A 26,159-nucleotide genomic window follows, 5' to 3' on the forward strand; every position below is an offset into this window, starting at 1 on the left:
GCCGCGGTCGTCGTATCCGCCGCGGTCGTCGTATCCGCCGCGGCCGTAGCCGGTCCCGCCAGCGCGCGACCCGCGGGGGCCTTCCACCCGGGTGTCGTACCGGGCGTACCGGGCGTCCCGGGCCTGGGCGGGGCCGGGGTAGCCGGCCGTGTCGGCATAGCGGCCCTGCGCCGGGTAATTCCCCGGCGCGAGGTAGTCCGAGGAGGCGAAGGCGTCCACATCCATCGCCTCGGTGCTGGGCGGGGCGTCGCTTAGGCTCATCAACCCGGTGTCGAGCACGGCGTCCACCGGGTTGATCGACTCCAGCTCCTCGACCAGGTCGGCCGCCGTGGTGATGGGCGCTCCGACCCGGTCGTCGCCGAGGGTGGCCATGGTGATGGCGTCGAGATCACGCGGAACTGACGAGGCGACCTGTCGGGGAGTCCGCAGCCGGCCGCCCGAGGTGGGTGCGGTGGGCAGACCGTGGTCCCCGCCAAGGGGCCAGTAACCGGTGAGCCCGGCATACAGCAGGCCACCGAGCGCCCGGACGTCGGCCGCGGCGATCAGGTCGGGATTCACCGCCGTGGCGTCGGAGCCGCCGCCCGCGCGGTCGGCCGTGCCTGGGCCGGAACCGTCGTCCCCGCCGATCCCACTCTGGTCGGGCTGCCTGCCGTGCCCGTCGAGCTCCGTCGCGGGGAGGGAACCGTCGAGTTCCGCGAGCACCCCGCCGATCTCCAGGTCGATGACCTTGACGGTGCCGTGGCTGGAGACGATGACGTCACCGGGGTTCAGGTCACCGTGATGGATGCCGCGCTCGTGTGCCGCGGCGATGACTCGGGCCGCTGCGAGCACCACGGCGCCGGCCTGCTCCGGGCGTAGCGGCCCGTCGGTGGAAAGCTGACGCAGCGTTTTGCCGTCCACCCATTCCGAGACGACGTAGGAGATGCGTCGGGACTCGGCCGTGGTAGTGGTGGCGTCGTAGGTCGAGGCGGCCCCGGGATGCACCAGCCGACCGGAGTTGATCGCCGCGGTGAGAAGCCGACGGGCCGCCTGCTCCTGCGCCGGATCCGTGACCGGCCCGCCGCCGCCCGCGGACGCGGGGCCGTGCTCGACGATGCGCACCGCCACCGGTCGGGCGAGCACCTTGTCGTCGCCTCGCCAGAGGGTGACGGGCCCACGGGTCGTCAATGCGGAGAGTAGACGGTAGCGGCGGTCGAGCACGGACTCGGCGAGGATGGCGGTGCCGGAGGGCGGCGTCGCACCCCGGACTCCGGGCGCGTTCGGGTTCACGTCGTTATCGACGTCCCCGGCCTGCGGTCGGTTGCTTCCGTCGACCACAGCGCCTCCGTCGTCCACGGGCCCGGCGTCCATAATCCGCCGTCGGCTTCCCTACCTCACCCGGGCAGGGGTTCCGCCCAGCGTGCCGCCACCGTAGGCGGACACCCGGGYACCCTCCGTCGCTCTGACCAGCCGCCTCGATGAACGAAGCGACGAGCGGGAGGCTGCGCCTGGTTCACCGGCGACGTTGGGTGGGGCCCGCGCACAGCGTGTCCAGTGTACGAGGAGGTCAGGAGGATCTCGCGAATGTCTTGGGACAACCCGCCCATGTGTACCGACTGTGACGATCGGCGAGCCGATTCTTCCGGTGACGTGCGAGGATGCCCCGAGAGCAACGACGACGAGGATCTTCCTGGTGCCGGCGGGATCGTCTCGGCTGGCCCGTAGGTGCCATCACCGCCGGTCAGTCGCGTTGCGATGACCGTCCCGGCGGTCGGGGCAGCCGGCCGCCGAGTCGTCCGTTCACCTCCGCCAGCAGGGCGTTGATCTCGTGTATCCCCGTCCGGGTGCCGACCGCGAGGAAGAGCCCGCCTCCCACGGCCGCGGCGAGCACCACCGCGATCCCGGAACCAAGCCACCCCTCACCCACGACCGCGCGGACACCTCGGGCGAGAAGCGACGCGAGGACGGCGCCGATCCCGGCCGAGATCGCAACCCGGGTGATGACCCGCACGGTGCGATTGCCATCGATTCCCCCGAGCCGCCGGTGCAACAGGGCGCTCGTCGCAGCGAGGCCCATCAGGTAGGCGGTGGCGAAGGAGAGCGCCAGCGCGACGGCCCGGTGCTCCTCGRGCACGACCACGGTGAGGACCAGGGCACCGATGACGTTCACCGCCACGACCCCGATGTTGACCAGGGCCGGGGTGCGACTGTCCTGGTAGGCGTAGAACACCCGTAGCTGCACCTGGAACAGAGAGAACGGCACGAGGGCCAGGGCGAAGGCGCTGAGGGTGTCGCCGATGTCCACAGCGTCGCCGTAGCCGGTCGCGCCGTGATGGAACACGGCGACGGCGATCGGCCGGCCCAGGGCGAGGATGAACAGGGCGGCGGGCACGATCGCGGTGATCGTGATCCGGGTTGCCATCGAGATGTCGGCCCGCACCAGGTCGCTGCGCCCCTGGGCGGCGTGCCCGCTCATCCTCGGCAACAGCGCGGTGATGACCGAGACGCCGATGATGGCGTACGGGAGCTGGAAGATCTGGTATCCGTACGTGTAGATCGTGTAGGCGGTCGTCGCCGTCGACAGGTTGACGATCACCAGATAGCCGGCCTGGCTGATCACGACGAACAGCAGCGTCCACCCCGCCARCCGGGCCGTCGAGCGCAGTTCGGGATGCCGCATGTCCAACCGCGGCCGGTAGTGGAAACCGACCTTGCGCAGCGAGGGGAGCAGTGCGAGGGTCATGACGACGACGCCCAGCGTCGTCCCGGCGCAGAGCACCGTCACCTGAGTGTCGGTGATGGCCTTCGGCCCGTCCACACCCGGCGGGCGCGGCCCCGCGATGAAATAGGTGAAGCCCAGACAGGTGACGATGACCAGCAGGTTGTTCAGGATCGGGGCGAACATGGGCGCGGTGAACGACTGTCTGACGTTGAGGATCGCCCCGATCGTCGCGCCTACCCCGTAGAAGACGATCTGCGGCAGGAACCACCGCAGCATCGTGGCGGCGAGCGCCCGCTCGTCGGAGCCGGCGTGCAGGTAGAGACTGATGATCCACGGGGCGATCAGCATGCCCACTGCCACGACGGCCCCGAGGCCGAGGATCATGAGTGTGAGCAGCGACGACGCGAACGCGTCCCCCCCGTCGGGATCCTCCTTCGCGGTGCGGACCATGACCGGCACCACGACGCTCGTGAGGACGCCGCCGAGGAGCAGGTCGTAGAGGATGTTCGGCGTGGTGTTGGCGACGTTGTAGGCCTGGCTCACCGCACCGGTCCCGATCGCCGCGGCGATCGCGACGGTCCGCAGGAACCCGGATGCCCGGGAGACGATCGTGCCGATCGCCATGGTTCCACTGGCCCGGCCGAGGCCGGGCCCGGCCTCGGCCGGGCTGCCGGCCTGCATGGTTGCGCTGCCGCGCCGCGCCGTTGTGCTGTCGCGCCGCGCCGTTGTGCTGCCGTGCGGCGCCGTGCCGGTGTCTCGTCGGGCCGGTTCGGGGGGGATGCGGCGGACGTTGCTGCGAGGAAGTGCCACCGTCGGCCTGGACTCGCTCAAGGACGGCCGACGGCGCTCGTCGCCGTCCCGACGGGAACGGTCGGCTCGGGTGCGTCGCTCCGGACGCGCCGCAGGCTCTGGGCGGTCTGGGGTGTCCCGCCATGAGGATCGTCCGATGGGGATGACAGGGCCGACCCCGGGCGGGGTCGGCAGCCGGCTCGTCCGCCCGTCGTCCAGCGGCGGGGTGCCGCGTTGCGATCGTTCCGGTATGCGTGGCCCCGGCGGGGGACCTCCTTCCGACGGAGGCGGCACATGGGGAGGCGGCGGTGGTGGGCCCGACGTGGCGGGAAGCTTCCGGGTCTGCTCGCCGGCGGTCATGCGCGGAGCGCCGGGAGYGGGGRGGCGGTCTGCGGATCGCGGATACCGCTCGTCGCGGGAGCTCGCGGGATCGTCATGGCGCGGGTCCGGGTGGCGCGGGCCGTCATAGCGCGCGCCGTCATGGCGCGGGTCCGGGTGGCGCGGGCCGTCATAGCGCGCGCCGTCATGGCGCGGGTCCGGGTGGCGCGGGTCCGGGTGGCGCGGGCCGTCATGGCGCGGGTCCGGGTGGCGCGGGCCGTCATAGCGCGCGCCGTCGTACCGTGGGTCGCCCTGCCGCCGGTCTTCATGGCGTGGCGCGTCGAACCGTGGCGCGTCGAACCGTGGCGCGTCGAACCGTGGCGCGCCACGGCGTCCGTCCGGGTCGACAGGATGGTCCCGTTCCGGATGGTCCCGTTCGGAGTGCCGGGGCCGGCGCGCGAGTCCCCGGTCCGGATCTGGCTGCTCCGGACGGGTCTGCCAGGGATAACCGGGATACGACTGGTCCGGGGGGAACCGGGCCGGGCGTTCGGCCGCCGGGTAGCCGTCCTCGTCGCAGTACCCGACATCGGGTGGGTCCCGGTCCGACGGTCCACCGCCGGTACCGCGATCACGCCGGGGGTCGGTAGCACCCCTGCGATGCCGGGCCCCAGGCCGGCCCTCCTCCTCGACCGGCGTCATGGGCCGCTCCGTCGCCGTCGGAAGGGAGCTGTGGCCGCCGAGTCGCCGGTGTCCTCCTGGCTGTCGAGGCCGTGGCGAAGGGTGTCTCGGTCCTGGTCGTCATAGCGCCGGACGKCCGTCCGTACCACCGGCGTCGTCGTAGTYGAGGTGGYGGCTTCGCGCTCGTCGTCGCCACTATGCCGGGTCGAGACCGAGGCGGCGGGGGTGAGCGGACCGGCGGGGGTGAGCGGACCGGCGGGGGCGACCGGATCGACCTGGTTCACCTGGTTCACCTGGTTCACCGGGTAGAGCGGGGCAGTCGGCCCGGTCATAGCCTCGTGCGGACCCGCCGGTCTACCCAGGTCGTCCTCGGCCCCACGCAGGCGGGCCCGTAGCCGTCGCGCCAGGCGGATGATGACCGCCAGGAGCAGCACGCCGATGGCACCGATGGTGATCGCGGTCGCGATGGCGCCGTAGACGGTGGATCGGACGAGAACCCGGTTCGGTGGTTCCTTGGACAGCGCCTGCCCGTCGAGGTTGAGTTTGCGGATCTCGAGGGGAAACGTTCCCGCGCCTTCGGCCTCCATCCCGATCTCGACCTGAGCCTTCTGCCCTGGGGGAAGGCGGAGTGTCTGCCGGGCTGGCGAGCGCAGCCGGGACCGGTTGGTCGAAGAGAAGGCGAGCACCACAGTGACCTCGTATTGGGTGTTGTTCTCCAAGGTGATCGGGACCAGCCCACGTTTGCTCGTCAGGTTGACGCTGCGGGAGGCCACCACCTGGATTCCGTTGCGGATCGCGGACGCCTCCCCGTCCACCTGCTGGCTCAACGACACACCGTCAACCCTGCGGTCTCCCCGCCACGCGGCGGAGGCCGCCGTGACAAGCGCGTTCTTCATCGGGTTGATGAGCTGCAGCTGGCACCTGGGACCGCGCCTGGGTGGGCACAGCACGGGGCTCAGGGCCTGCACCTCGTCGAGGACGTCCTCGACGGCGGTGAGGTAGTTGGCCGGCAGTTCGCGGGCCTGTGCCTCGGCCGGGTAGACGAGCCGGCCCGGCCGGTCGGCCGGCCGGCCCTGGCCCCCGGCACCTGCGTCGAGTCCCACCGAGATGGAGTAGCCGCTGGTGAGGGTGTCGAGTACCGACCGTGCCCAGTCGCTCGGCGGATCCCAGTCCCGGGGCAGCGCCAGGACCTGGAACCGTTGCTCGGGTCGTTCGGCGGTGATCATGCCGAGCTCGGCCCGCAGGCGTGCCAGGGCCGTCCCGAAGTCGGGACCGTCGGGCAGCCCGGTGTAGGCGGTTGCGATCCTGGTGAGCCGGCGGTCGGCCGCGAGCGCCTGGATCGGTCCGGCCGAGGTGGCGAGGCTGACGGTCGCTGACGGAGTATAGGTGATCTTCGTCGCGGGGGGTAGCAGCTGGTCATCGAGGATCACGGTCCCGACCTCCAGCTGGCGCAGTACGTCCACGGTGGTGGCGTCCGCCGACCCGTCGGCAGGGTATGCGATGGTGCCCTTCTGTAGAGGGGCACGCCCCAACAGTTGGGCCAGCACAACTTCGCCAGTCTTGACGGCGTACTTCATCGTGTCCAGCTTCCGGGCGTGGACGAGCGCGGTCAGATCGGCATCCCCGTAGGGCAGCGCGAACACCATGCCTCCGTGCTCGGCGAAGCGCACGATGTCGGAGAGAAAAAGGGCCGCATCGGCGTTCGCCTGCGCATGAACGGGCCCGCCCGGGGTGGCGTAGTCGTAGCCGCCCGGCTGCGCCATGATGGTCAGCGCCTGCACCAGGGTCGGATCGACGGCGAGCGTGACCGGCGGCGCGGCGGCGGTCAGCAGCCGGGACAGCCGGCCGCCCGGCTTCACCTCGTCCGCGAGCGCGTTGTCGGTCAGCCTGCCGTCCGAGCGCAGGCGCGGCTGATCTGCGATCGGCAGGACCGCTGCGATCGGCGTCCTCGGCTGCTGCGGATTCGGCGCCCAGACCAGGAAGGTGTAGGCCGCGCCGATCGGTGCCACGGCGCGGCCCCCGACGGAGCCGGTAATCCGTAGCTGGATCGGGTACACCCCCAGGCTCGGCGGCAGGTCCAGCGCGGCGCGATCGGTGGCGATCCGGAAGGGCACGGGCGCGGCACCCTGGGTGGGCGGGGCGRCCAGCGGCTGGGTGCCGTCGCCGTTCGCGAGGACCACCTGGCGGTAGCTGCGTGTTCTCGCCGTGGCCGGGTCATCGGTCAGGGTGGCCAGCTGCCCGCGTGAGGTCACCCTGGCGCCTATCCACAGGCTCATGGAGAGGTGGGCCAGCGGCTCCCCGACCGTGGTGATGAGCTGGCCGCTGACGGAGAGCATGGTCGAGCCCCCCGGGGTGGGGGGACTTACCTCATCCAGATCAATCGTCACCGGGTTCGGCGAACCACCGGGCCTGGCTGCCGTGTTATCCGGAGTGATAGATGGCAAATTATTCGATTTATCGGTGGATGAAGATGCGGAAGATCGTGGTGTTCTTGTAGATGAACCGTGGTGGGTAACCGGTTCGACGAGGACTCCCCCGGCCGACGCGGGGGCCGAAGCCGAAGCCGAGGCCGCGCAGACCCCGGGCACGGCCACGGCGAACAGGGCCAGCGCCGCGAGCATCGCCGCCCAACGAGGTCCACGACGGCGCCGCCCGGGTCCCTTCTCACGCATCGTCACAGCCTGTCCCGCTCATCCGAACAGCCTGTCTCACTCATCCGAAGTCTGTCGATGCGGTCGTGTGGTCATGCGGTCGTGTGGTCATGCGGTCGTAGTCAGCAGGGTGGGCACCTCGTGGATCAGGCGGCGTTCATCGGCGTACGCGAGGCTGCCGGTCACCTGGGTCAACAGCACCCACTCCGCCGCCCGGCGCAACGGCGCGCGACCGGTGGTGGAGGTCGGCGGCGGCATKGGTTGATCGTACGAGCCCCCGGCGACCAGCCGGCCCGCCTGTCCGGAACGCCGGGGTTACGGCTTGGTTCCGCTAGGCCCTCCCCGGTTGGACGCCGAGGGTTGGACGCCGAGAAATCATGATCATTGTTTCGGGTCCACGTGCCGGATCACCGGCGGTGAGGCCGTAACCTGAAGGTGTGTCAGTGATCAGTCTGGACAATCCGCGAGACTCGRCCGAACGGGTGGTGAGTGAGCTGTTGAGGGTGCCGCCGGCCGCCGATGAGCTTGGCCGCGTCTTCACCGCGAACGGCTACCTCCTTCACCTCGTCGGTGGTTCGGTACGGGACGCCCTGCTCGGCAGGCCGGCATCCGCTGTGTCCGGGGCCGTACCGGCCGATCTCGACTTTGCCACGGACGCCCGCCCCGAGCGGGTTCTGGAGATCACCCGAGGATGGGCGGAGGCGACCTGGGAGGCCGGAATCGCCTTCGGCACGGTCGGGCTCGCTCGGCACGGTGTCCGGTTCGAGATCACTACCTACCGTAGCGAGGCGTACGACCGGAAGTCCCGCAATCCGGCCGTGACCTACGGCGACAGCCTGGAGGCGGACCTGTCCCGGCGGGACTTCACCGTGAATGCGATGGCGGTGTCCGTGCCCGGCCATGACTTCGTCGACCTGTTCGGCGGGATGKCAGATCTCGCCCGCGGCGTGCTGCGTACCCCCGCAAGCCCCGAGGCGTCGTTCGACGACGACCCGCTGCGCATCCTGCGGGCCGCCAGGTTCGAGGCGGCCCTGGGCCTCACCCCGGTACCCGAGCTGGTCGCGGCGATGCGCTCGCGGGCCGATCGGCTCGCGGTCGTCTCCCCCGAGCGGATCCGCGACGAACTGCGCAAGCTCATGTCGGCTCCCGACCCGGTCGCCGGTCTGGAGCGGTTGGTCGAGGTCGGGATCGCCGACATCGTGCTGCCCGAGGTGTCCGCCATGCGGATGGAGATCGACGAGCACCACCAGCACAAGGACGTCTACGCCCACACCATGACGGTGCTGCGTCAGGCGATGACCCTGGAGGAGCCGGGGGAGCCGGACGAGGTGCTGCGCTGGGCCGCGCTGCTGCATGACATCGGCAAGCCGCGGACCCGCCGGCACATGACGGGTGGGCGGGTGTCCTTCCACCACCATGAGGTCGTCGGCCGGGACATGGCCCGCCGCCGGCTCGCGGCGCTGCACTTCCCCAAGGACGTGACTGACGCGGTCTGCCGGCTTGTCTAYCTGCACCTGCGCTTCCACGGATACGGGGCGGGCGAGTGGACCGACGCCGCCGTACGCCGCTACGTGCACGACGCGGGTCCTCAGCTCTCCCGGCTGCACAAGCTGGTCCGCTCGGACTGTACGACCCGCAACCGGCGCAAGGCCGCGGCGTTGTCCCGGACGTACGACTCGCTCGAGGAGCGGATCGCCGAGCTCGCCGCGCGCGAGGAGATCGCCGCGATCCGGCCGGAGCTTTCCGGGGACGACATCATGGTGCTGCTGGGGCTGCCACCGTCCCGGTTGGTGGGCCAGGCCCGGTCGCACATGCTGGAGTTCCGCTTCGAGCACGGGATCGTCGGCCGGGAGGCCGCCGAGGCCGAACTGTTCCGGTGGGCCCGGGAGCACGAGGTGCCCGTCCCCGGTGATGCGCCCGTCCCCGGTGAGCTCACGCCTCGGCGGGGGTGACGGGCCTGGGCTGACCGTCCGGGCCAGGCTGACCGTCCGGGCCAGGGCGGTCAGCCGGTCGTGCCGATCCGGGCTCGCCGATGTGACGGATGATCCGGTCTTCCGGATGGCGGTGGGCGGCCCGGTAGTACAGGATCCCGGCGAGCGCGTAGCCGGCCCCGGCTACCAGGACCACCGGAACGGACCGGCCCTCGTCCGGCAGGACCACGGCGGCCACCGCCGCGGCCGCCACGAAGGCGACATTGAACAGCAGGTCGTAGAGCGAGAAGGCGCGACCGCGGTAGGCGTCGTCGGTCTCCTCCTGCACGATGGTGTCCACGCAGATCTTGCTGGCCTGTGCGGAAAACCCGAGCAACGCTCCCGCGACGATGAACAGCGTCGAGGAGAAGGGTAGCCCGAGCGCGACCTCGACGACCCCGCCGAGTACCAGGACGAGGGCGATCCAGCTCGACTTCGGCATGCGCCGCGTGACGCGGGGAGTCGCGAGCGCGGCGCTGATCGTGCCGGCTCCACTGGCGGCGACGACGGCGGCGAGTCCCGCGAGCCCGCCTTCCGAGCCGGTGAAGTAGTTGCGATACAGCAACACCGTCATCACGAGGATCAGGCCGTAGGCGGCCCGCGAGGTGGTGAGGGCGGCGAGCGCCCGCCGGGCCGGCCCGTGGTTCACCAGATAGCGGGCGCCGTCGAGCATGTCGGCGACGACCTGGGTGGTCTGCGCCCAGGCGCCCTGCCAGGCCATCGTCTCCAGCGGACCGAAGTCGCTCCGCCCCGCCCGCGCCGCGGTGGCGGCGGCTACAAGGTAGGTGAGAGCCGCCAGAGCGGCGACGAACGCCACCGCCCCGTCCTCGCCGCCGATCAGCCCGCGCAGTCCGCTGCCGACACCGGCTCCGGCGAGCGTCGCGACGGTGCCGGAGGTGACGGACAAGGCGTTCGCCGTGACAAGCCGGTCGAGGCCGACCACGACCGGGAGCCCGGCGGACAGCGCCGCCAGCACGAAGCGGTTCATGCTCACCGAAGCCAGTGCCACCGCGTAGAAGTCGAGGCCCGTCTGGCCGGTGGCGATCAGAGCGACCAGGATGCCCATCAACAGCATCCGGACGAGTGAGCAGACCACCAGAACCCGCTGGCGGGACACGCGATCGAGCACGATGCCGGCGAAGGGTCCGATGACGCTGAACGGCAGCACAACGATCGCGAGCGACGCGGCCAGGGCCGCCGCTGAGGTCGCCCGTTCGGGAGAGAACAGCACATAGCTGACGAGGCTCGCCTGGAAGACGCCGTCGGCGGCCTGGGAGGTGAGCCTGGACGCGTAGAGCATCCGGAACCCACGATCGTGCAGCAGCTCACGAAGGTTCTCCGCCCGGGCCACGTCGTCAGCCTAGGACCAGACTGGTCGGCTCGGGGCACAAGGTCCGGCCGCCCCCCTCCGGGCGGCCGGACCTTGTGTTTCCGACCGGGTCCGCTGGCCGGCCGATCCGACGAGGAGGACCCGACGAGAAAGATGAGGACGACGAGGAATCAGCCCTCGATCAGCCCTCGTCGCGGATGAACGCCTCCACCCGGTCCCGGGCCTCGTTGTCGCGGTACTGCTCCGGCGGGGACTTCATGAARTAGGAGGAGGCGGAGAGGACCGGGCCGCCGATGCCCCGGTCGAGTGCGATCTTGGCGCAGCGCACCGCGTCGATGACCACCCCGGCGCTGTTGGGGGAGTCCCATACCTCAAGCTTGTACTCGAGGTTCAGCGGCACGTCGCCGAAGGCACGTCCCTCGAGGCGGACATAGGCCCACTTGCGGTCGTCCAGCCAGGCGACGTAGTCCGACGGCCCGATGTGCACGTTGTCCTTGCCGAGGTCGTGGGAGACTTGGGAGGTCACGGCCTGCGTCTTGGAGATCTTCTTGGACTCCAGCCGCTCGCGTTCCAACATGTTCTTGAAGTCCATGTTGCCGCCGACGTTGAGCTGCATGGTCCGATCCAGGATCACGCCGCGGTCCTCGAAGAGCTTCGCCAGAACCCGGTGGGTGATGGTCGCGCCGACCTGTGACTTGATGTCGTCGCCGACGATCGGCACGCCTGCCGCGCGGAACTTCTCCGCCCACTCGGGCACCCCGGCAATGAACACCGGCAGGCAGTTGATGAAGGCGACGCCGGCGTCGATGGCGCACTGGGCGTAGAACTTCGCGGCGTCCTCGGAGCCGACCGGCAGGTAGCAGACGAGTACGTCGGCACGGGTCTCCCGCAGGGTTGCGACGACGTCAACCGGCGGTTCGTCCGACTCCTCGATGGTCTCCCGGTAGTAGCGGCCGAGGCCGTCGAGGGTGTGGCYGCGGCCGACGGTGACCCCGAGTGGGGGGACGTCCGCGATCTTGATGGTGTTGTTCTCGCTGGCGGCGATGGCCTCGGAGAGGTCGCGGCCGACTTTCTTCGCGTCCACGTCGAACGCGGCGACGAATGTCAGGTCCGAGACGTGGTACTCGCCCAGCCGCACGTGCATCAGCCCGGGGACCCGGGCTGACGGGTCGGCATCGCGGTAGTACTCGATCCCCTGGACCAGCGAGACAGCGCAGTTGCCTACGCCGACAATGGCGACACGTACCGAGCCCATGATGGTCTGCTCCTTAGCTGAGATCTTCGTGGAAGTGGGTCATATGGGGCACGCAGCTCCGCCGCGGCATTCCCGATCATGCTGGTCGGGAACAGGGACCCGCTACGGGATGACGTTCATCGGGTGGTCGGGACCTCGCCGTCGGGGTCCTGGCCGGCTGTCCGCGGGGCCCGCCTGCTCCGGCCACGCCTGTTCACGTTCACGTTCAGGTGCGCGTCGCCGTCGGCAGGCGTGCCGCTATCCCGTGCGCGCGGGTCGTCCTGGCGGTCCGCCTGCGCCGGAGGGCTTCCCGGCCCGCTTGGGCGGGCTGGTTCGACGACGGGTACCCCCGGCTGCACGGATCCTGTGGACGGGGTTGTGGGCAAACCTGTGGATCCTGTGGACAACTGTGGTCCCTGGGTGCCGACGGGGGTGCCGGCGCGTTCGGTCTCGATCAGCTCGTTCAGCCAGCGGACCTCACGTTCGACCGATTCCAGGCCGTGGCGCTGCAACTCGAGTGTGTAGGAGTCGAAACGCTCGACGGTCCGGGTCAGGGCCGATCGAACCTTCTCCCGGCGCTCCTCGAGCCGCCCGCGGCGACCTTCGAGGATGCGGAGGCGGACAGCGGCGTCCGTCTTCGAGAAGAAGGCGAAGCGCACGCCGAACATCTCGTCTTCCCAGGACGACGGTCCGCCCTCGCCCAGCAGGTCCGCGAGCTTCTCCTTGCCCTCGCCCGTCAAGGTGTAGACGACCCGRCTGCGCCCGCCGAGACGGCTCGCGGCGCCGACGTCGTCCGCGGTGACGTAGCCGGCGGACGCGAGACGACGCAGACAGGGATAGAGCGAGCCGTAGCTGAACCGGTGGAACGCGCCGAGGAGCGCCGCGAGCCGTTTGCGCAGTTCATAGCCGTGCATAGGGCTCTCGGAGAGCAGGGCGAGGACCGCCAGCTCCAGCATGATCCACCCCTTCTCGACCGTGATGCCCCGTGATGCCCCGTGATGCCCCGTGATGCCCTGCCGACCGTTCCGCGGGCCGTGGTGGACCACGGCCCGCGGAACGGTCAGCTCGACATATCGGAGCGATACATCGAGGATAGACGTCGCGGGACGAGCACCGCAACCAGGAATGACCAGTCGGCGACCGGGAGATGACAGATAGGCGCCCTGCCGGTGCATCCCGACCCCTGCCGGACCATCGGTCCCGCGCGGCCAGATCCCGGTGCGGGCGGGCTCACACTGTCATCCGGATCACAGTCGGGATGTGGAGCTGGGAGACCGGTTTGGCGGCTGTGCGGACCGTCTGTGCGGACCGTCTGTCYGGAAGCCGGCTCCGGCGTACCGTTGCTGGCATGCGTCYGCGGTCGGTCATCGACTACGCGCTCGCCCGCCGGGCGACGCTGGCGGATCTCTTCGCGGGCAGGATCTCGTCGTTGGATGTCTGCGACGCGCATCCTTATCTGCTGCGGGCGGCCAGGTACCACGGTGAGCGGACCACGAAGCGATGCCCGGTCTGCCGAGGCGGCGATCCGCTCATCCATGTCACCTACGCCTACGGCGACGAGCTCGGAGAGAGCTCCGGGCGGGTTCGCACCACCAGGGAGCTCCCCGCGCTCGCGTCGAGGTACAGCGAGCTGCGGATCTATGTGGTGGAGGTGTGTCCGCCCTGTGGCTGGAACCACCTGGTCACTTCTTATGTGATCGGGACGGGGGAGCCGAGGGCGAAGAAGCAGATCCGGCGGCGGACCGCGGACCGCTGACGGCTGGTCGTCCCCGAGAGGCGCAAAGGACGCCCTGCGCGAGGGGGCGGAATTCGGCGTGAGACCCTGGTCTGCCATGTGGGTCTCATGGCAGGTCCTGGCGTCGCATCCGCCATGGGCTGACCTCGTCACAGYCTCGCCGGGTGAATGCGGCGAGTGAGCGAACATCACGTAGTCGGCCCCGGTCCGATGGTGGACCGGTGGTCGCCGGGATCGTGCACGGTCCGGGCCGAGACGGGCCGGTTCTGTAGATCCTGTGGAAATCGGACCTTCGGTGATGGTTGGGGGCGCCGGCCCGTCTMCTGCGGCGGTCCGGATACCGGGGAGTCCCGCGGCGACGGATGGAGCGGTTGGTGAGCTCTCCCTACGATCAGGGCTCTAGTCGGGGTGGTCCTGCACCTGACCGAGCATGGCCTAACCCGGACGGCCAGTCCCGGGTACCCGCGGACCGGGTACCCCCGGACCGGGTACCCCCGGACCGCGCCCGGCGGCCGGAGCAGGCCAGGCCCGGCCAGGCCCAGCCAGGCCAGGCCCGGGCAGGCCAGGCCCGGGCAGGCCAGGCCCAGGGACGCCGGCTGGTGCCGCCGACGGGCCGGCCCACCGGCGGGAGAGGGGAACGCACCGCTCTCGTGCCACCCGCGGCTCCCTCCGCCGCGGCGAGGACGAACACGCCGCCGGACGGTGGGACCGGTCGGGGTGCCGGTGCCACCGTCGGGGGGTGGGTGCCGGACCGTGGCATCGGGAAGTCCGACGCGCCCGGCCGTGAACCGTCCAGCGCTCGTCCCGGCATGCCCGTCGGCGAGGCGACCGGTCGTCGCCGAGGCGGCGGCGCGCCCTCCGGTCGGGCGACCCCCACCCGGCGGGTTCCCGGCCGTGGGTTCTCCGATCGGACCGCCTCTGACCGCGGCGTCCCCGATCGTGGGCCGGACCAACCGGCAGACCGGACAGCCGGCGAGGTCAACACCCTGTACGACACCGTCGACCAGGAAGCCCTACGACGGGTCGATGTCCGGGAACGCACCGTGGACGCCACCGTTTACCACAAGGTGATGCCGGAGCGGGACTCCCGGAATGGCCGCCGCAACGGTGTGTCGGACCGCGACCGCATGACCGAGGTGACGCCCGCTCAGCGGGTGGCCGGTCGGCGCGACCTCACCCGCGCCACCGAACTGATGGCCGTCCGGAGCCGGGCACGGGAGGGAGACGGATCGGCCGCTACCCGCCGGATGGCGGGTGGGCGACCGGGCGCGGATCGGATCGAGCCCCGCCGGACCGGTCCAGGCCGGCCCGGTCCAGGCCGGGCCGGCCCGGGCCGATCCTCCCGGGCGGAGATGGGTGTCCCGGGCGGGGCGGGAGGACCCGGGCGCCGCAACGGGAAGGCCCCCCGGCCGGGCCAGGGGCGACACGGCCCGATGTGGTGGCGACGGCGCCCGCGCTGGCTGCGCCGTCTGGTCTTCGCCAGCTTCTTCTCCGGTCTTCTCCTGTTCGCCGCCGGCATCGGCGTCATCTACGCGGCGACCCGGGTCCCGCTGCCTGCCGAGGTGAAGACGGACCAGACGTCGATCATCTTCTACGGACCGCCGGCCGGCTCGCACCAGGACAACGGTGAGGAGCTTGCCCGGATCGGCACCGTGAACCGCACCGACGTGCCGCTCGCCGAAGTGTCCGTGGACATGCAGCACGCGGTGCTCGCGGCCGAGGACAAGAACTTCTATCACGAACCCGGTATCTCTCCCAAGGGCATTGCCCGGGCGCTCTACGTGAACGTCACCGGCGGGGAGCTGCAGGGTGGTTCGACCATYACCCAGCAGTACGCCAAGAACGCGTACCTGTCGCAGGAGCGGACCTTCACCCGCAAGATGCGCGAGATCGTGCTCGCGGTGAAGCTGGGCCAGAAGTACTCCAAGGGACAGATCCTGGAGTTCTACCTGAATACGATCTACTTCGGCCGGGGCGCCTACGGTATCGAAGCGGCGGCGAAAGCCTACTTCAACACCTCGGCCGCCAAACTCACCCCCGCCCAGGGGGCGGTCATCGCGGGCCTGATCCGATCACCCAACTACCTCGACCCGGCCAAGAACCCGGGTCCGGCGGCGAACCGCTGGCACGACGTGGTCGCGACGATGGTCGCCGAGGGCTGGGCTCCGCCGGGGCTCGCCCAGCAGAGCCCCCCACCCGTGGCCGCGAAGGCGCAGGACGCCGCCGCCTCGTCCGACCAGATCGCGTACATCCGCGATCAGGTCAAACGTGAGCTTACGACCGTCGGGAAGATCACCGAGGATCAGATCAACCGCGGTGGACTGCGCATCACGACCACGATCGACAAGGGGCGGCAGTTCAAGGCCTTCCAGGCGGTGAGCGACGTGCTGGGCCCGGCGTACGCCGCCGTGCCGGATCTGCGTACCGGGCTCACCGCGATAGAACCCGGGACCGGCAGGATCCTCGCCTGGTACGGCGGGTCGCTCTACGGCAAGGACGCACAGGGCCACGAGCAGTACGTCGACAACGTGTCAGGGGCGCAGGTGCAGTCCGCCTCCACCTTCAAGACGATCACTCTGGTCGCCGCGTTGCGTCAGAACATCAACCTCAAGTCGACCTTCGCCGCTCCCGCCAAGATCACACTGCCGGGGAATTACGTGGTCAGCAACGACGAGGGTGAGGCGGGYGATCTCGGATACAAGAACCTCATCGAGGCGACGGCGGGCTCCATCAACACGGTGTACGTACCGCTGGGGCAGAACATCGGCGTCTCGAACATCATCAAGACCGCGCGCGACCTTGGCATCCCGGCCAGCACCCAGCTTCGCAACGAAGCGGGTATCACGCTGGGCCAGGACGACGTGCACGCRGTGGATATGACCACGGTCTACGCGACCCTCGCCGGCGCCGGAGTGCGGGCCACACCGCACATCGTGGACAAGGTGGTCGACGGCAACGGGCAGGTGATCTATTCGGGTACCCCGGATGTGAAGCAGGTCATCCCGGCCACGGTGGCCCGCGACGCCACGTACGCCCTGCAGAGCGTGTTGACGGATTCGAGTGGCACCGGAAAGCGGGCCCGGCTGGACGGCGGGCGGGAGGCCGCCGGCAAGACCGGGACGTCGACCAACTTCCGGTCGGCCTGGTTCTGCGGGTACACCAGGGAACTCGCGTCCTGCGTGAACATGTTCCGGGGCAAGGGCACCGAGCAGGATGTGCTGAAGGGCATTCCCGGCGCCGAGAAGGGCGTCTACGGGGGTACCTACCCGGCCAAGGTGTGGAAGGCGTTCATGGACGCCGCGCTGACGGGGGTGCCGCCGTCGAAGTTCGATCCGCCGGCCTTCGGTGGCCTCGTGCAGGATAACGAGCCCGAGCCGACTCCCACACCCACCCCGGCGCCGAGCGCCTCATCGAGCCAGCCCGGCGATACCGGCGTCAACCTGGGCGATCTCCTGAACCCCAGTGGCAACGGCAACGGCGGTGGTCAGCAGCAGGGTGCCGGCCAGGCGGGCCGGCCGGCTCGACAGACGGGGATCTTCTCCGACCCGTTCAACTGACCGGGAGGTCGAGTTCAGTGCTGGTCATGGGCTGTCATGGGGCGAGAATGACGGGCATGGCCATGTCCCCGGCGTCCCCCGTCCGCGTCAGCCCGGCCCGGGAGGACCCGGTCGTCGCGGGGGCAAGCCAGCTCATCGGTGGGCCGCCGGGTGAGCACGCGGCCGTGCCCGACCGGCGTGGTTGGCTRACCCCGCTGCGGGTGCTGATGGCAATGGTCATCGTGGCCGGGGTCCTCGGCTACACCCAGAAGATCAGTTGCCGGGACACCCGGAACTGGACGCATGAGCACCAGTACACGGCGTTGTGCTACTCCGACATCGTCGCGTTGTACAGCCAGGAGGGGCTGGTCGACGGGAAGATCCCCTATCTGGACTACCCGACGGAATATCCGCCGTTGATCGGCGCCACCATGCAGCTCGTCGCCTGGCCGGCCGGTCTCGCGAACGGACCGCGGGCGGTCTACCGGGAGGAGAACGGCGAGCGCGTCTTCGACCATTACACGATGGACATGCGGTCGGCCGTCTTCTACGACCTCACCGCCCTGCTGTTCCTGATCGTGGCCTCGGTCGCGGTGTGCTGCACCGCGCTGGCGGCCGGATCGAGGCGGATCTGGGACGCCGCTCTGTTCGCGCTGGCGCCGACCCTCGTGCTGCATCTGCTGACGAACTGGGACATCATCGCGGTGGCGTTCGCGGCGGGCGGCCTGCTTGCCTGGTCCAGACGGGCTCCGAAGCTCGCCGGGATGCTAATCGGACTCGGCATCCTCACGAAGCTCTATCCGGCCCTGTTCCTGCTAGGGTTGGCCTTTCTCTGCCTCCGGGCCGGGAGGCTGCGCGAACTGGCCCGGACCGTCTGCGCGGCGGCGGTGACGGTGCTGGTGGTCATCGTCCCGCTATGGYTGACCGCCGGCTACTTCAACGCGGAGAACGCCCGCGTCGGCGACAGCATCTGGTCGACCTTCTGGCGAGGTGGTGACTGGATCCGGCTGGTCGGTGGTGGTCCGGACGGGGCCCGCAACGCCATCGCCCGGTTCTTCGATCTGAACTCCGACCGCGGCGCCGACTGGGACTCGCTGGCGTTCGGCGCGACCTGGCTTGCCGGCCGCTACGACCCGGCCTGGTTCGGAGCACTGCACCTGGTGGTCTCCGCGCTCACTGCCGTCGTCCTCGTCGCGGTGGCCGCGGCCGCGATCCATCATCGGCCCKATGCGCGCCGGCTGGTCATCGCGGCGGCCGCGGCCGGCTGGGTGACGATCGTCGTCGCCCTCCCGATGATCCTGCAGGGCTTGCGGAACAACGGCCTGCCCATCTCCACGTTGAACATCATCACTGGGGCGGCCCTGCTGGTCTCGGTGGTCGCCATCGGGTTACTCACCTGGCTCGCACCGCGCCGGCCCCGTCTGCCGCAGGTGCTGTTCCTGCTCGTCGTCGCCTTCCTGCTGACCAACAAGGTCTTCTCACCCCAGTACACGATCTGGCTGCTACCGCTGGCGGCACTGGCTCGGCCCCGATGGAGGCTGTTCCTGCTGTGGCAGGTCTGCGAGGCGTGGGTGCTGTTCACCCGATTCATGCACTTCATCTACAACGACACGCAGGGTCGTCACGGCATCGACCGGGGATGGTTCGTCGGCGCGGTGGCCCTGCGCGACCTGGTGCTGCTCGTCCTGGCCGGATTCGTCGTCCGGGAGATCCTRCATCCGCATACCGACATCGTGCGGACCGGCGGAATGGCGTACCCGGGTGATCCGCGTGTCGCGGTCGGCTCCGCTGCCGTCGGCGATCCGGACGCCGTTGACGACCCTGCGGGCGGGGTGCTGGACCATGCCCCCGATGTCCGCGGCGGCCGGCCGGCGTGGGTTACGGCGGCGGCCACCGGCGAGCCGGCCGGAGGCCCGGGCGCCGGCAGTGCCGACGGGGCCGGGTCCGGCGGTGCATGATCCGATCGGGCCGGGGATGGTCCGAGCGGCCTGGGCCCGGCTGCCGGAGCCGGTCCGGGCCACGCTGCCGATCTGGTTCGGGAGCCGGGTCGCGGTCGCCCTGCTGGCGCTCGCCGCCGCGCGGGTCCTTACCTCGGCGCCGGCGCGAAACGCTCCCGGCCTGCGCACGCTCTGGGACCGGTGGGATGTCGGCCTGTTCACGAAGGTCGCCCGGTACGGTTATCTCTCCCCCGCCTACTCGGACCGGACAGAAGTCGACTTTCCCGGCCTCCCGATCGCGATGCGGATCGTCCATATTGTCGTTCCGGACTGGATTGTCGCGGGTCTGGTCGTGTCGTTCCTCGCCGGTGCGGTCGCGGTCGCCGCGCTGTGGCGGTTGGCCGCGGACGAGGTCGGCAAGTCCGCGGCGCGGTTCGCCGTCCTCAGCCTCATCTGCTTCCCCTACGCGGTGTTCCTGTTCGCCGCCTATTCGGAGGGCATCTTCCTGGGGTTCGCGACGGCGTCCTGGCTGGCGGCACGTCGCAGCCGCTGGTGGTTGGCCGGCCTGCTGGGCGCCGGGGCGGCATCCGCCAGGATCAGTGGTATTCCCTTCGGGGTCGCGTTGGCCGTGCAGTACGTCGCGAGCCGGCGCTCCGCCGGCCTCCCGGTGTTCGCCCGGCCGGCGTTGTCGTTGGGGCTTCCACCCATCCCCGTCCTCGCCTACCTGGGCTATCTCAGGATTCGCACCGGGGGCTGGGGCTCCTACACGGACGCGATGCGGGACGGCTGGCACCGAGGCCTCGACTGGCCCTGGTCGGGCTGGACCGCCACCTGGGCATCGGCCACGGATGGCAACGGTGCGTCGACCTTCGTCTGGTTCTGGCGCGGGGAACTGCTCGCGGTGGTCGTCGGGGTACTGCTGACCATCATCCTGCTGGCCGGGAGACGGTGGGGTGAGGCGACCTTCCTCGGCGTGATGACCGTGATAATGGCCTGCACGAATTATTATGCATCGGGAATCCGTGGAATTTTAGTGGCCTTTCCGTTGTATCTGATGCTCGCRCGAGCCGCCGCGCGGCAGAGCTGGGTACAGTCGGTATATCTATGTACCGGTACGCCGATCATGGCAGCCCTGGTCGTCGCCTTCACGCAGGGACAGTGGGTGGACTAGCCTTTCCCCGCATGGCGCCTTCGGCGCAATGCGGGGGCCCCTGGCATCGGGGGCCGTGCGGGGTTTCCGTCGCCTCGCCTTCGGCGAGGTTCCTGGGGGAGCCTTCGGGAGCCTTCGGGAGCCTTCGGGCGCCTTCGGCGCAATGCGGGGGCCCCTGGCATCGGGGGCCGTGCGGGGTTTCCGTCGCCTCGCCTTCGGCGAGGTTCCTGGGGGAGCCGTCGGGAGCCTTCGGGCGCCTTCGGCGCAATGCGGGGGCCCCTGGCATCGGGGGCCGTGCGGGGTTTCCGTCGCCTCGCCTTCGGCGAGGTTCCTGGGGGAGCCTTCGGGAGCCTTCGGGAGCCTTCGGGCGCCTTCGGCGCAATGCGGGGGCCCCTGGCATCGGGGGCCGTGCGGGGTTTCCGTCGCCTCGCCTTCGGCGTTTGGAACTACGGGAGGCAATGCTGTGGACAGGCAGGATACCCAGCCGGGTCAGCCCGAGCCCGGCACCGGGGACGTCGGCGGCGACCCGTCCGGGAGCGACCACGACTCTTCCCCGGGCAGCCACGGCGGTTCCGGGTCCGGGCGCGTCGGTCCGCAGCTGGCTGCCCGCATGCTCGCGGTGGTCGCGGTCGCCGCGGCGCTCGCGGTGCTCGTGTTCGCCCTCGCGGATCCCTCCCCCTCCCGGCACATGCGTGGCCTCCTGATCACGGTGAACCTCGTCTGCCTCGCCGGGGTGTTCACGGCGTGGCTTCGCGTGGTTCTCGTGGTCGGGGCCGCCAGGGCCCCCGGGGGAATCGAGTAAGCTCGGCCGGACATGCCGTGCGCCGGCGTACGTGTGTCCATCCGCTGGTCCAGGCCGACCACTCGTCATGATTGGTCGGCGCGCCTCCGGGTGGCCCGCGTGCCCTGATGATCGTCCGGATGTGCTGACGGGCGGTTCCCTCTCAGATCCATCGCGTCGAGCACGTTCGAGACGGCACAGGTTCCGGTCGCGGTCCCTCCTGCCACGGAAGATCCGTGGCCGCCAGAGTCCACAGGAGGTGGGTTCAGCCTTGGCACGTCATTATGAGCTCATGGTGATCCTCGATGCTGACCTCGAGGAACGCACTGTCGCGCCCTCTCTCGACCAGTACCTCGGTGTCGTCCGTCAGGGCGGCGGCGTGGTGGAGAAGGTCGATGTCTGGGGGCGGCGCCGGCTCGCCTACGAGATCGCCAAGAGTCACGAAGGCATCTACGCCGTCATCGACCTTCATGCGGAGCCCGACGTCGTCGCCGAGCTCGACCGTCAGCTCGTCCTCAACGAGTCGGTCATGCGCACCAAGGTCATCCGGCTTCCAGAGCCGAAGAAGCCACGTCAGAGCCGCCGGGCGGCGGCATGATCCGGTCCGCGGCGACGGCAGTCCCCGTGCCGTCGTGGGCCGCCGATCTCCGGGAGAGTGCCCATGGCCGGTGAAACCGTCATCACCGTCGTCGGCAACCTAGCCAACGACCCCGAACTGAGGTTTACCCCGAACGGTGCCGCGGTCGCCAGCTTCACCGTCGCATCCACGCCGCGCACCCTCGACCGCCAGACCAACGAGTGGAAGGACGGCGAGGCGCTGTTCCTGCGCTGCTCCATCTGGCGCCAGGCGGCGGAGCACGTCGCCGAGTCGCTGCAGAAGGGCGCTCGGGTCATCGTCACCGGCCGCCTCAAGCAGCGGTCGTTCGAGACCCGCGAGGGTGAGAAGCGCACCGTGATCGAGCTCGACGTCGACGAGATCGGTCCGAGCCTGCGCTACGCCACCGCCAAGGTCGTCAAGGCCGCGCGTGGCGGTGGTGGCGGCGGTTACGGGGGCGGAGGCGGCTACGGCGCGCCTGCCGGCGCGCCCCCCGGCGCACCTGCCGGTGTTCCCGCGGGCGTTCCGGCCGGCGGYGGCTACGGCGGCGGTAGTGGTGGAGCACCCATCGATGACCCCTGGTCGCAACCGGCCGGCGGCTACTCCGACGAGCCACCGTTTTGAGCGGCCGGTCGTCGTCCTCGCGAACGACACAACGAGGTAGGAGCACACCCATGGCCAAGGCGGCCGTGCGCAAGCCCAAGAAGAAGGTTTGCGTTTTCTGCAAGGACAAGGTCGACTACATCGACTTCAAGGACACTTCGCTGCTGCGCAAGTACATCTCCGACCGGGGTAAGATCCGGGCCCGTCGGGTGAGCGGTAACTGCAGCCAGCACCAGCGCGACGTGGCGACGGCGGTGAAGAACAGCCGCGAGATGGCGCTGCTGCCCTACACCGCCTCGGCCCGGTAGGGGGTGGCAATGAAGCTCATCCTGACCCAGGAGGTCCCCGGTCTCGGCAGTCCGGGTGACATCGTGGAGGTCGCGAACGGGTACGGGCGTAACTACCTCGTGCCCCGCCGGTACGCGATCCTCGCGACCAAGGGCGCGGAGCGTCAGGTCGAGCAGATCAAGCGGGCCCGGTCGGCCCGCGCGGTTCGCGATCTCGGGCACGCTCAGGAGATCGCCGGTCAGCTCGGTGGCCTCAAGGTCGAGCTGACCAGCCGGGCGGGCAAGGAAGGCCGCCTGTTCGGTTCCGTGACGGCGGCCGATGTGGTGGAGGCGGTGACCGCCGCGGGTGGCCCCGAGCTCGACCGGCGCCGCGTCGAGCTCACCACGCCGATCAAGTCCCTGGGCGCCTACACCGTCGCCGTGCATCTGCATCCCGAGGTGACCGCGACCGTGAAGCTCCAGGTCACGCAGGCCTGATCAGGTCTGACCAGGGCAGGGCGGGCCTGATCGCGGCCGGATGGGCCCGAGGTCAGGCGGGTCTGACGGGGTGGCATCCGCCGTTTCTCCCGCTGTACCGCCGCGCTCGCTGTACGGGCTCCCCTGGCCGACCGTCTCAGGTGGTCGGCCAGGGGAGTTCGTTGTGTGTGGGGCAAGGGGCGACGACCAGATCCGAAACTTTTTCTCATCCACAGGGCACTCGGGATGCAGGCGCCTGCCAGCTAGGTTTCGTCGAGGTTGTGGTCTCGGGTGTCCACAGGTTTCCGATTTCCGTCCCGATGTCCTCCCCAGGTTTCGGCCGGTTGCCCACAGCTTTTCCACAAGGGCCTGTGGATAACTTTTTGGTGGGTGTGCCCGCCGGTCCGTAAGGTCGGACCCTCCAGGCCGAGGAAGGTACTTCTAGCCTGATCGGGCCAGGCCTCCTTCGGTGACGCGGGCGGCGCCCGGCGAGAGGCTCACCGGGCGCCGCCCGTTCGGTCCCTGCTGGAAGCCCCGGCCGGTCGGGGGCGGAGCGGTCGTTGACAGCGGTTCCGATCTGTACGAACATACGTTCGAATACGGGTCTACGGGAGTCCCGGGAGGGTGCGTCGTGAGCGTCACCGAGATCTCGCGTGGTTCCGGTGGGAGTGCAGAGTTCGACCGGACTCCCCCGCACGACCTGCCCGCTGAGCAGAGTGTGCTCGGCGGCATGCTGCTGTCGAAAGACGCCATCGCCGACGTCGTCGAGGTCCTGCGGACGGGTGACTTTTACCGTCCCGCGCACGGCCTCGTGTACGAGGTCATCGGCGATCTCTACGGCCGGGGGGAGCCTGCGGACGTCATCAGCGTCGCCGCCGAGCTCAGCCGCCGAGATCTGCTCGAACGGGTGGGCGGTCCGGCCTACATGCACACCCTCATCTCGAGCGTGCCCACTGCGGCCAACGCCGGGTACTACGCCCGTATCGTCGCGGAGAAGGCGGTCCTGCGCCGCCTCGCGGAGGCCGGCACCCGCATCGTGCAGCTCGCCTACGGCGCGGCTCCGGACGTCAGCGACGTCGTCGACCGCGCCCAGGCGGCCGTGTACGAGGTGACCGAGCGCCGGACGAACGAGGACTACCTGCCGCTGGGGGAGCTGCTCAACCCGGCGTTGGAGGAGATCGAGTCCATCCAGGGGCACGACGGTTCGCTGACCGGGGTGCCCACCGGTTTCGTCGACCTCGACGAGCTGACCAACGGCCTGCACGGCGGCCAGCTGTGGATCGTCGCGGCCAGGCCGGCCGTGGGCAAGTCGACCCTCGGCCTGGACTTCGCCCGGGCGGCGTCGATCAAGAACGGGATGGCGTCGGTCATCTTTTCGCTGGAGATGAGCCGCATGGAGATCACCATGCGGCTGTTGTCCGCCGAGGCGCGGGTGTCCCTGCAGAACATCCGCACGGGCCGGCTCACCGACGACGACTGGGGTCGCCTGGCCCGCCGGATAGGCGAGGTCGCGGAGGCCCCGCTGTTCATCGACGACAGCCCGCACCTGACGATGATGGAGGTCCGGGCGAAGGCCCGGCGGTTGAAGCAGCGTAACGAGCTGCGTCTGGTGATCCTCGACTACCTGCAGCTGATGTCGTCGCCCAAGAAGGTGGAGAACCGTCAGCAGGAGGTCAGCGAGATCTCGCGGTCGCTGAAGCTGCTCGCCAAGGAGCTCGACGTTCCGGTGGTCGCCATCTCCCAGCTCAACCGCGCCTCCGAGCAGCGGGCCGACAAGCGTCCCCAGGTCTCCGACCTGCGCGAGTCCGGAAGCCTGGAGCAGGACGCCGACGCGGTGATCCTGCTGTACCGGGAGGACACGGTCGAGAAGGAGTCGGCGCGCGCCGGCGAGGCGGACCTCATCATCGCCAAGCACCGCAACGGGCCGACTGGCACCGTCACCGTCGCCTTCCAGGGTCATTACTCACGGTTCGTCGACATGGCGAACTGAATTCTCGGCCCGGGAGCGGGACGAGGCCCACGGGTGGAGAGCGTCAGCGGCCCGCCAGCGGCCCGGGTGGGTGCCCGGGTGTGTTTGGCGTGGTCATGGTTCATGTTGGCGGACCGCAGATCTCCCGATGCTGCCAGACTGGGCGGTATGAGTTTCAGGATCATCCATGGCGAGTGAGAGGCGGGACGGCGGGCGGCCCGCCGGGGCGGTCCTCGAAGTTGCCCGGTTCGACATCAAACCGGGCAGCGAGGACGATTTCGTCGCCGCGTATCACGGGGTGCGTGCGGAGCTCGTCGGCACGCCGGGCTGTCGTTCCGCGCGGATGACCCGCGGGGTCGAGTCACCGTCGAGTTTCGTGCTGCTCGTCGAGTGGGACAGCCTGGACGCCCATCTGACGAACTTYCGGGAGTCGGAGCGGTTTGTCCGCTGGCGTGCCGCCCTCGGCCCGTACTTCGACGGCACCCCGACGGTGGCGCACAGCGCAGACGTCCCCGCCGCTCCCGGCCCGGCCTGACCCTCGACGACCGCCGGACCTCTGATCATGGCAGCGTTCCTCGGGTACCTGTTTTTCGCGCCGCTTACGGCGCTCTTCTTCGGTTTCCTCATCTGGCTGGTGCCGGCGATCCTGCTCCGGAACACGGATGTGGTGAGCCGGCTGAACCTGCGGCCCTTCGCGTTCTTCGTCACCGGCTACGTCTTCAGCGGGCTGATGGCCCTCTACCTGCTGGTGCTGGACGCCGGCCACGACGTCGCGCCGGCGGCCGGCGCCGTCGCATCCCTGGCCCTCCTCTGGGCTGTTCGGCGGCAGTGGCGCCGGCATCGGCCACTGGGCACGCGGCAGGTGGCGAGCAGGCGACGTGGCGGCCCGGTCCAGCCGGTCCAGCAGGGTTACCCTGGCCCGCCGGTGCAGCCGGGTTACCCCGGCCCGCCGGTGCAGCCGGGTTACCCCGGCCCGCCGGTGCAGCCGGGTTATCCGCATCAGCCCGGCCACCCGTACCCCCCCATGCCGCAGGCCGGGCCGGTCGCGAGAGGTCCATCCGGGTATCCCGAGACCGCCGGATATTCGCTTACGCAGCCGGATCAGCCCCGCCCGGGCGGGGGAGGAGACGGTCCGGGCGGGGGAGGAGACGGTCCGGGCGGGGGAGAAGACGGTCCGGGCGGGGGAGAAGACGACCCGGCAGGCGGGGCGGGTGATCCCGGTCAGCCGGGGTATCAGTCTGGGCCCGCGGGTCATCGGGCGGCACCGGACGGCGGTCGCGGGGCCGGTCGGCGGATCGCCGGCTACCCCTGGGCCGTTCCGCCCAGCGGGCCCAGACCGGGGGGCCTACCACCCGGCGCGCCCCCGTCCCCGCCACCGGCCGAGGCGGACCCTGATTCCTGATCACGGGTTCTTGATTTCTGGTCCGGTTCCTGGTCTC

19 protein-coding genes and 1 pseudogene are annotated in these 26,159 nt (G+C 70.2%); 13 read left to right on the top strand and 7 right to left on the bottom strand.

Annotation, left to right across the window (positions count from 1 at the left end):
* The 4 genes from CcI156_RS08855 to CcI156_RS25565 form a co-directional block, all read right to left on the bottom strand.
* Nucleotides 1-1,317, bottom strand: a 1,317-nt coding sequence (locus CcI156_RS08855; protein ID WP_217697682.1) for a protein kinase family protein, incomplete at its 3' end; no start/stop codon positions are given.
* A 403-nt stretch (nt 1,318-1,720) separates the two neighbouring features.
* Nucleotides 1,721-3,511, bottom strand: coding sequence for a murein biosynthesis integral membrane protein MurJ (gene murJ, locus CcI156_RS27665; protein ID WP_371681787.1), 1,791 nt, complete (start codon nt 3,509-3,511; stop codon nt 1,721-1,723).
* 992 nt (nt 3,512-4,503) lie between these two features.
* A complete protein-coding gene (locus tag CcI156_RS08865) occupies nt 4,504-7,158 on the bottom strand; it encodes a DUF6049 family protein (protein WP_076805289.1) in 2,655 nt (884 codons plus the stop codon).
* A gap of 87 nt (nt 7,159-7,245) precedes the next feature.
* Nucleotides 7,246-7,395, bottom strand: coding sequence for a hypothetical protein (locus CcI156_RS25565; protein ID WP_023839965.1), 150 nt, complete (start codon nt 7,393-7,395; stop codon nt 7,246-7,248).
* 185 nt (nt 7,396-7,580) lie between these two features.
* On the opposite strand from CcI156_RS25565, the gene CcI156_RS08870 reads away from it, so the two are divergent.
* Entirely contained in the window at nt 7,581-9,089 is a 1,509-nt protein-coding gene (locus tag CcI156_RS08870; protein WP_076805290.1) for a CCA tRNA nucleotidyltransferase, read from the top strand.
* Here CcI156_RS08870 and CcI156_RS08875 read toward each other — a convergent pair.
* From CcI156_RS08875 to CcI156_RS08885, 3 genes and pseudogenes are all read right to left on the bottom strand, one after another.
* Nucleotides 9,070-10,458 carry an MFS transporter gene (locus CcI156_RS08875; RefSeq protein ID WP_011438884.1) on the bottom strand — a complete coding sequence of 463 codons (1,389 nt, stop codon included), beginning with the start codon at nt 10,456-10,458 and terminating at the stop codon, nt 9,070-9,072. The genes CcI156_RS08870 and CcI156_RS08875 overlap by 20 nt on opposite strands.
* Nucleotides 10,459-10,618: 160 nt before the next feature.
* A complete protein-coding gene (locus CcI156_RS08880) occupies nt 10,619-11,692 on the bottom strand; it encodes an inositol-3-phosphate synthase (protein WP_076805273.1) in 1,074 nt (357 codons plus the stop codon).
* 278 nt (nt 11,693-11,970) lie between these two features.
* Nucleotides 11,971-12,627: pseudogene (locus CcI156_RS08885) on the bottom strand (PadR family transcriptional regulator); the annotation flags it as partial.
* Between the two features lie 392 nt (nt 12,628-13,019).
* Between CcI156_RS08885 and CcI156_RS08890 the strand changes: the two are divergent.
* The 12 genes from CcI156_RS08890 to CcI156_RS24675 all read left to right on the top strand — a co-directional run bounded on the left by CcI156_RS08890 (nt 13,020) and on the right by CcI156_RS24675 (nt 26,122).
* Nucleotides 13,020-13,427, top strand: a complete 408-nt coding sequence (locus CcI156_RS08890; protein WP_076805291.1) for a DUF5318 family protein — start codon at nt 13,020-13,022, stop codon at nt 13,425-13,427.
* A gap of 578 nt (nt 13,428-14,005) precedes the next feature.
* The gene (locus tag CcI156_RS08895; protein WP_254847340.1) at nt 14,006-16,963 is read left to right on the top strand and encodes a transglycosylase domain-containing protein; all 2,958 of its coding nucleotides are present in this window, start codon (nt 14,006-14,008) and stop codon (nt 16,961-16,963) included.
* A 47-nt stretch (nt 16,964-17,010) separates the two neighbouring features.
* A complete protein-coding gene (locus CcI156_RS08900; RefSeq protein WP_076805274.1) occupies nt 17,011-18,900 on the top strand; it encodes a glycosyltransferase family 87 protein in 1,890 nt (629 codons plus the stop codon).
* A complete protein-coding gene (locus CcI156_RS08905) occupies nt 18,893-20,050 on the top strand; it encodes a hypothetical protein (RefSeq protein ID WP_011438878.1) in 1,158 nt (385 codons plus the stop codon). The genes CcI156_RS08900 and CcI156_RS08905 overlap by 8 nt, the downstream gene beginning before the upstream one ends.
* A gap of 442 nt (nt 20,051-20,492) precedes the next feature.
* The gene (locus CcI156_RS08910; protein WP_011438877.1) at nt 20,493-20,831 is read left to right on the top strand and encodes a hypothetical protein; all 339 of its coding nucleotides are present in this window, start codon (nt 20,493-20,495) and stop codon (nt 20,829-20,831) included.
* A gap of 250 nt (nt 20,832-21,081) precedes the next feature.
* Entirely contained in the window at nt 21,082-21,408 is a 327-nt protein-coding gene (rpsF, locus tag CcI156_RS08915) for a 30S ribosomal protein S6 (RefSeq protein ID WP_011438876.1), read from the top strand.
* A 63-nt stretch (nt 21,409-21,471) separates the two neighbouring features.
* Complete coding sequence (locus tag CcI156_RS08920; protein WP_023839971.1) at nt 21,472-22,029, top strand: single-stranded DNA-binding protein; 558 nt, start codon at nt 21,472-21,474, stop codon at nt 22,027-22,029.
* A gap of 50 nt (nt 22,030-22,079) precedes the next feature.
* Nucleotides 22,080-22,316, top strand: coding sequence for a 30S ribosomal protein S18 (rpsR, locus tag CcI156_RS08925; RefSeq protein ID WP_011438874.1), 237 nt, complete (start codon nt 22,080-22,082; stop codon nt 22,314-22,316).
* A gap of 9 nt (nt 22,317-22,325) precedes the next feature.
* On the top strand, nt 22,326-22,772 hold the full coding sequence (gene rplI / locus CcI156_RS08930; RefSeq protein WP_011438873.1) for a 50S ribosomal protein L9: 447 nt from the start codon (nt 22,326-22,328) through the stop codon (nt 22,770-22,772).
* 610 nt (nt 22,773-23,382) lie between these two features.
* Nucleotides 23,383-24,741: a replicative DNA helicase gene (gene dnaB / locus CcI156_RS08935; RefSeq protein WP_011438872.1), complete on the top strand. Its 1,359-nt coding sequence runs from the start codon at nt 23,383-23,385 to the stop codon at nt 24,739-24,741.
* A gap of 166 nt (nt 24,742-24,907) precedes the next feature.
* Nucleotides 24,908-25,255, top strand: coding sequence for an antibiotic biosynthesis monooxygenase (locus tag CcI156_RS08940; protein WP_011438871.1), 348 nt, complete (start codon nt 24,908-24,910; stop codon nt 25,253-25,255).
* Nucleotides 25,256-25,282: 27 nt separating this feature from the next.
* The gene (locus CcI156_RS24675; RefSeq protein ID WP_023839972.1) at nt 25,283-26,122 is read left to right on the top strand and encodes a hypothetical protein; all 840 of its coding nucleotides are present in this window, start codon (nt 25,283-25,285) and stop codon (nt 26,120-26,122) included.
* The last annotated feature ends 37 nt before the right edge of the window (nt 26,123-26,159 follow it).

The organism is Frankia sp. CcI156 (genome assembly GCF_001983015.1).
Classification (GTDB): domain Bacteria; phylum Actinomycetota; class Actinomycetes; order Frankiales; family Frankiaceae; genus Frankia; species Frankia casuarinae.

Bases quoted from the DNA above. Each gene is read 5' to 3' on its own strand.
- CcI156_RS25565 (WP_023839965.1), bottom strand. From the start codon at position 7,395: ATGCCGCCGCCGACCTCCACCACCGGTCGCGCGCCGTTGCGCCGGGCG.
- CcI156_RS24675 (WP_023839972.1), top strand. From the start codon at position 25,283: ATGGCAGCGTTCCTCGGGTACCTGTTTTTCGCGCCGCTTACGGCGCTC.
- rpsR (WP_011438874.1), top strand. From the start codon at position 22,080: ATGGCCAAGGCGGCCGTGCGCAAGCCCAAGAAGAAGGTTTGCGTTTTC.
- rplI (WP_011438873.1), top strand. From the start codon at position 22,326: ATGAAGCTCATCCTGACCCAGGAGGTCCCCGGTCTCGGCAGTCCGGGT.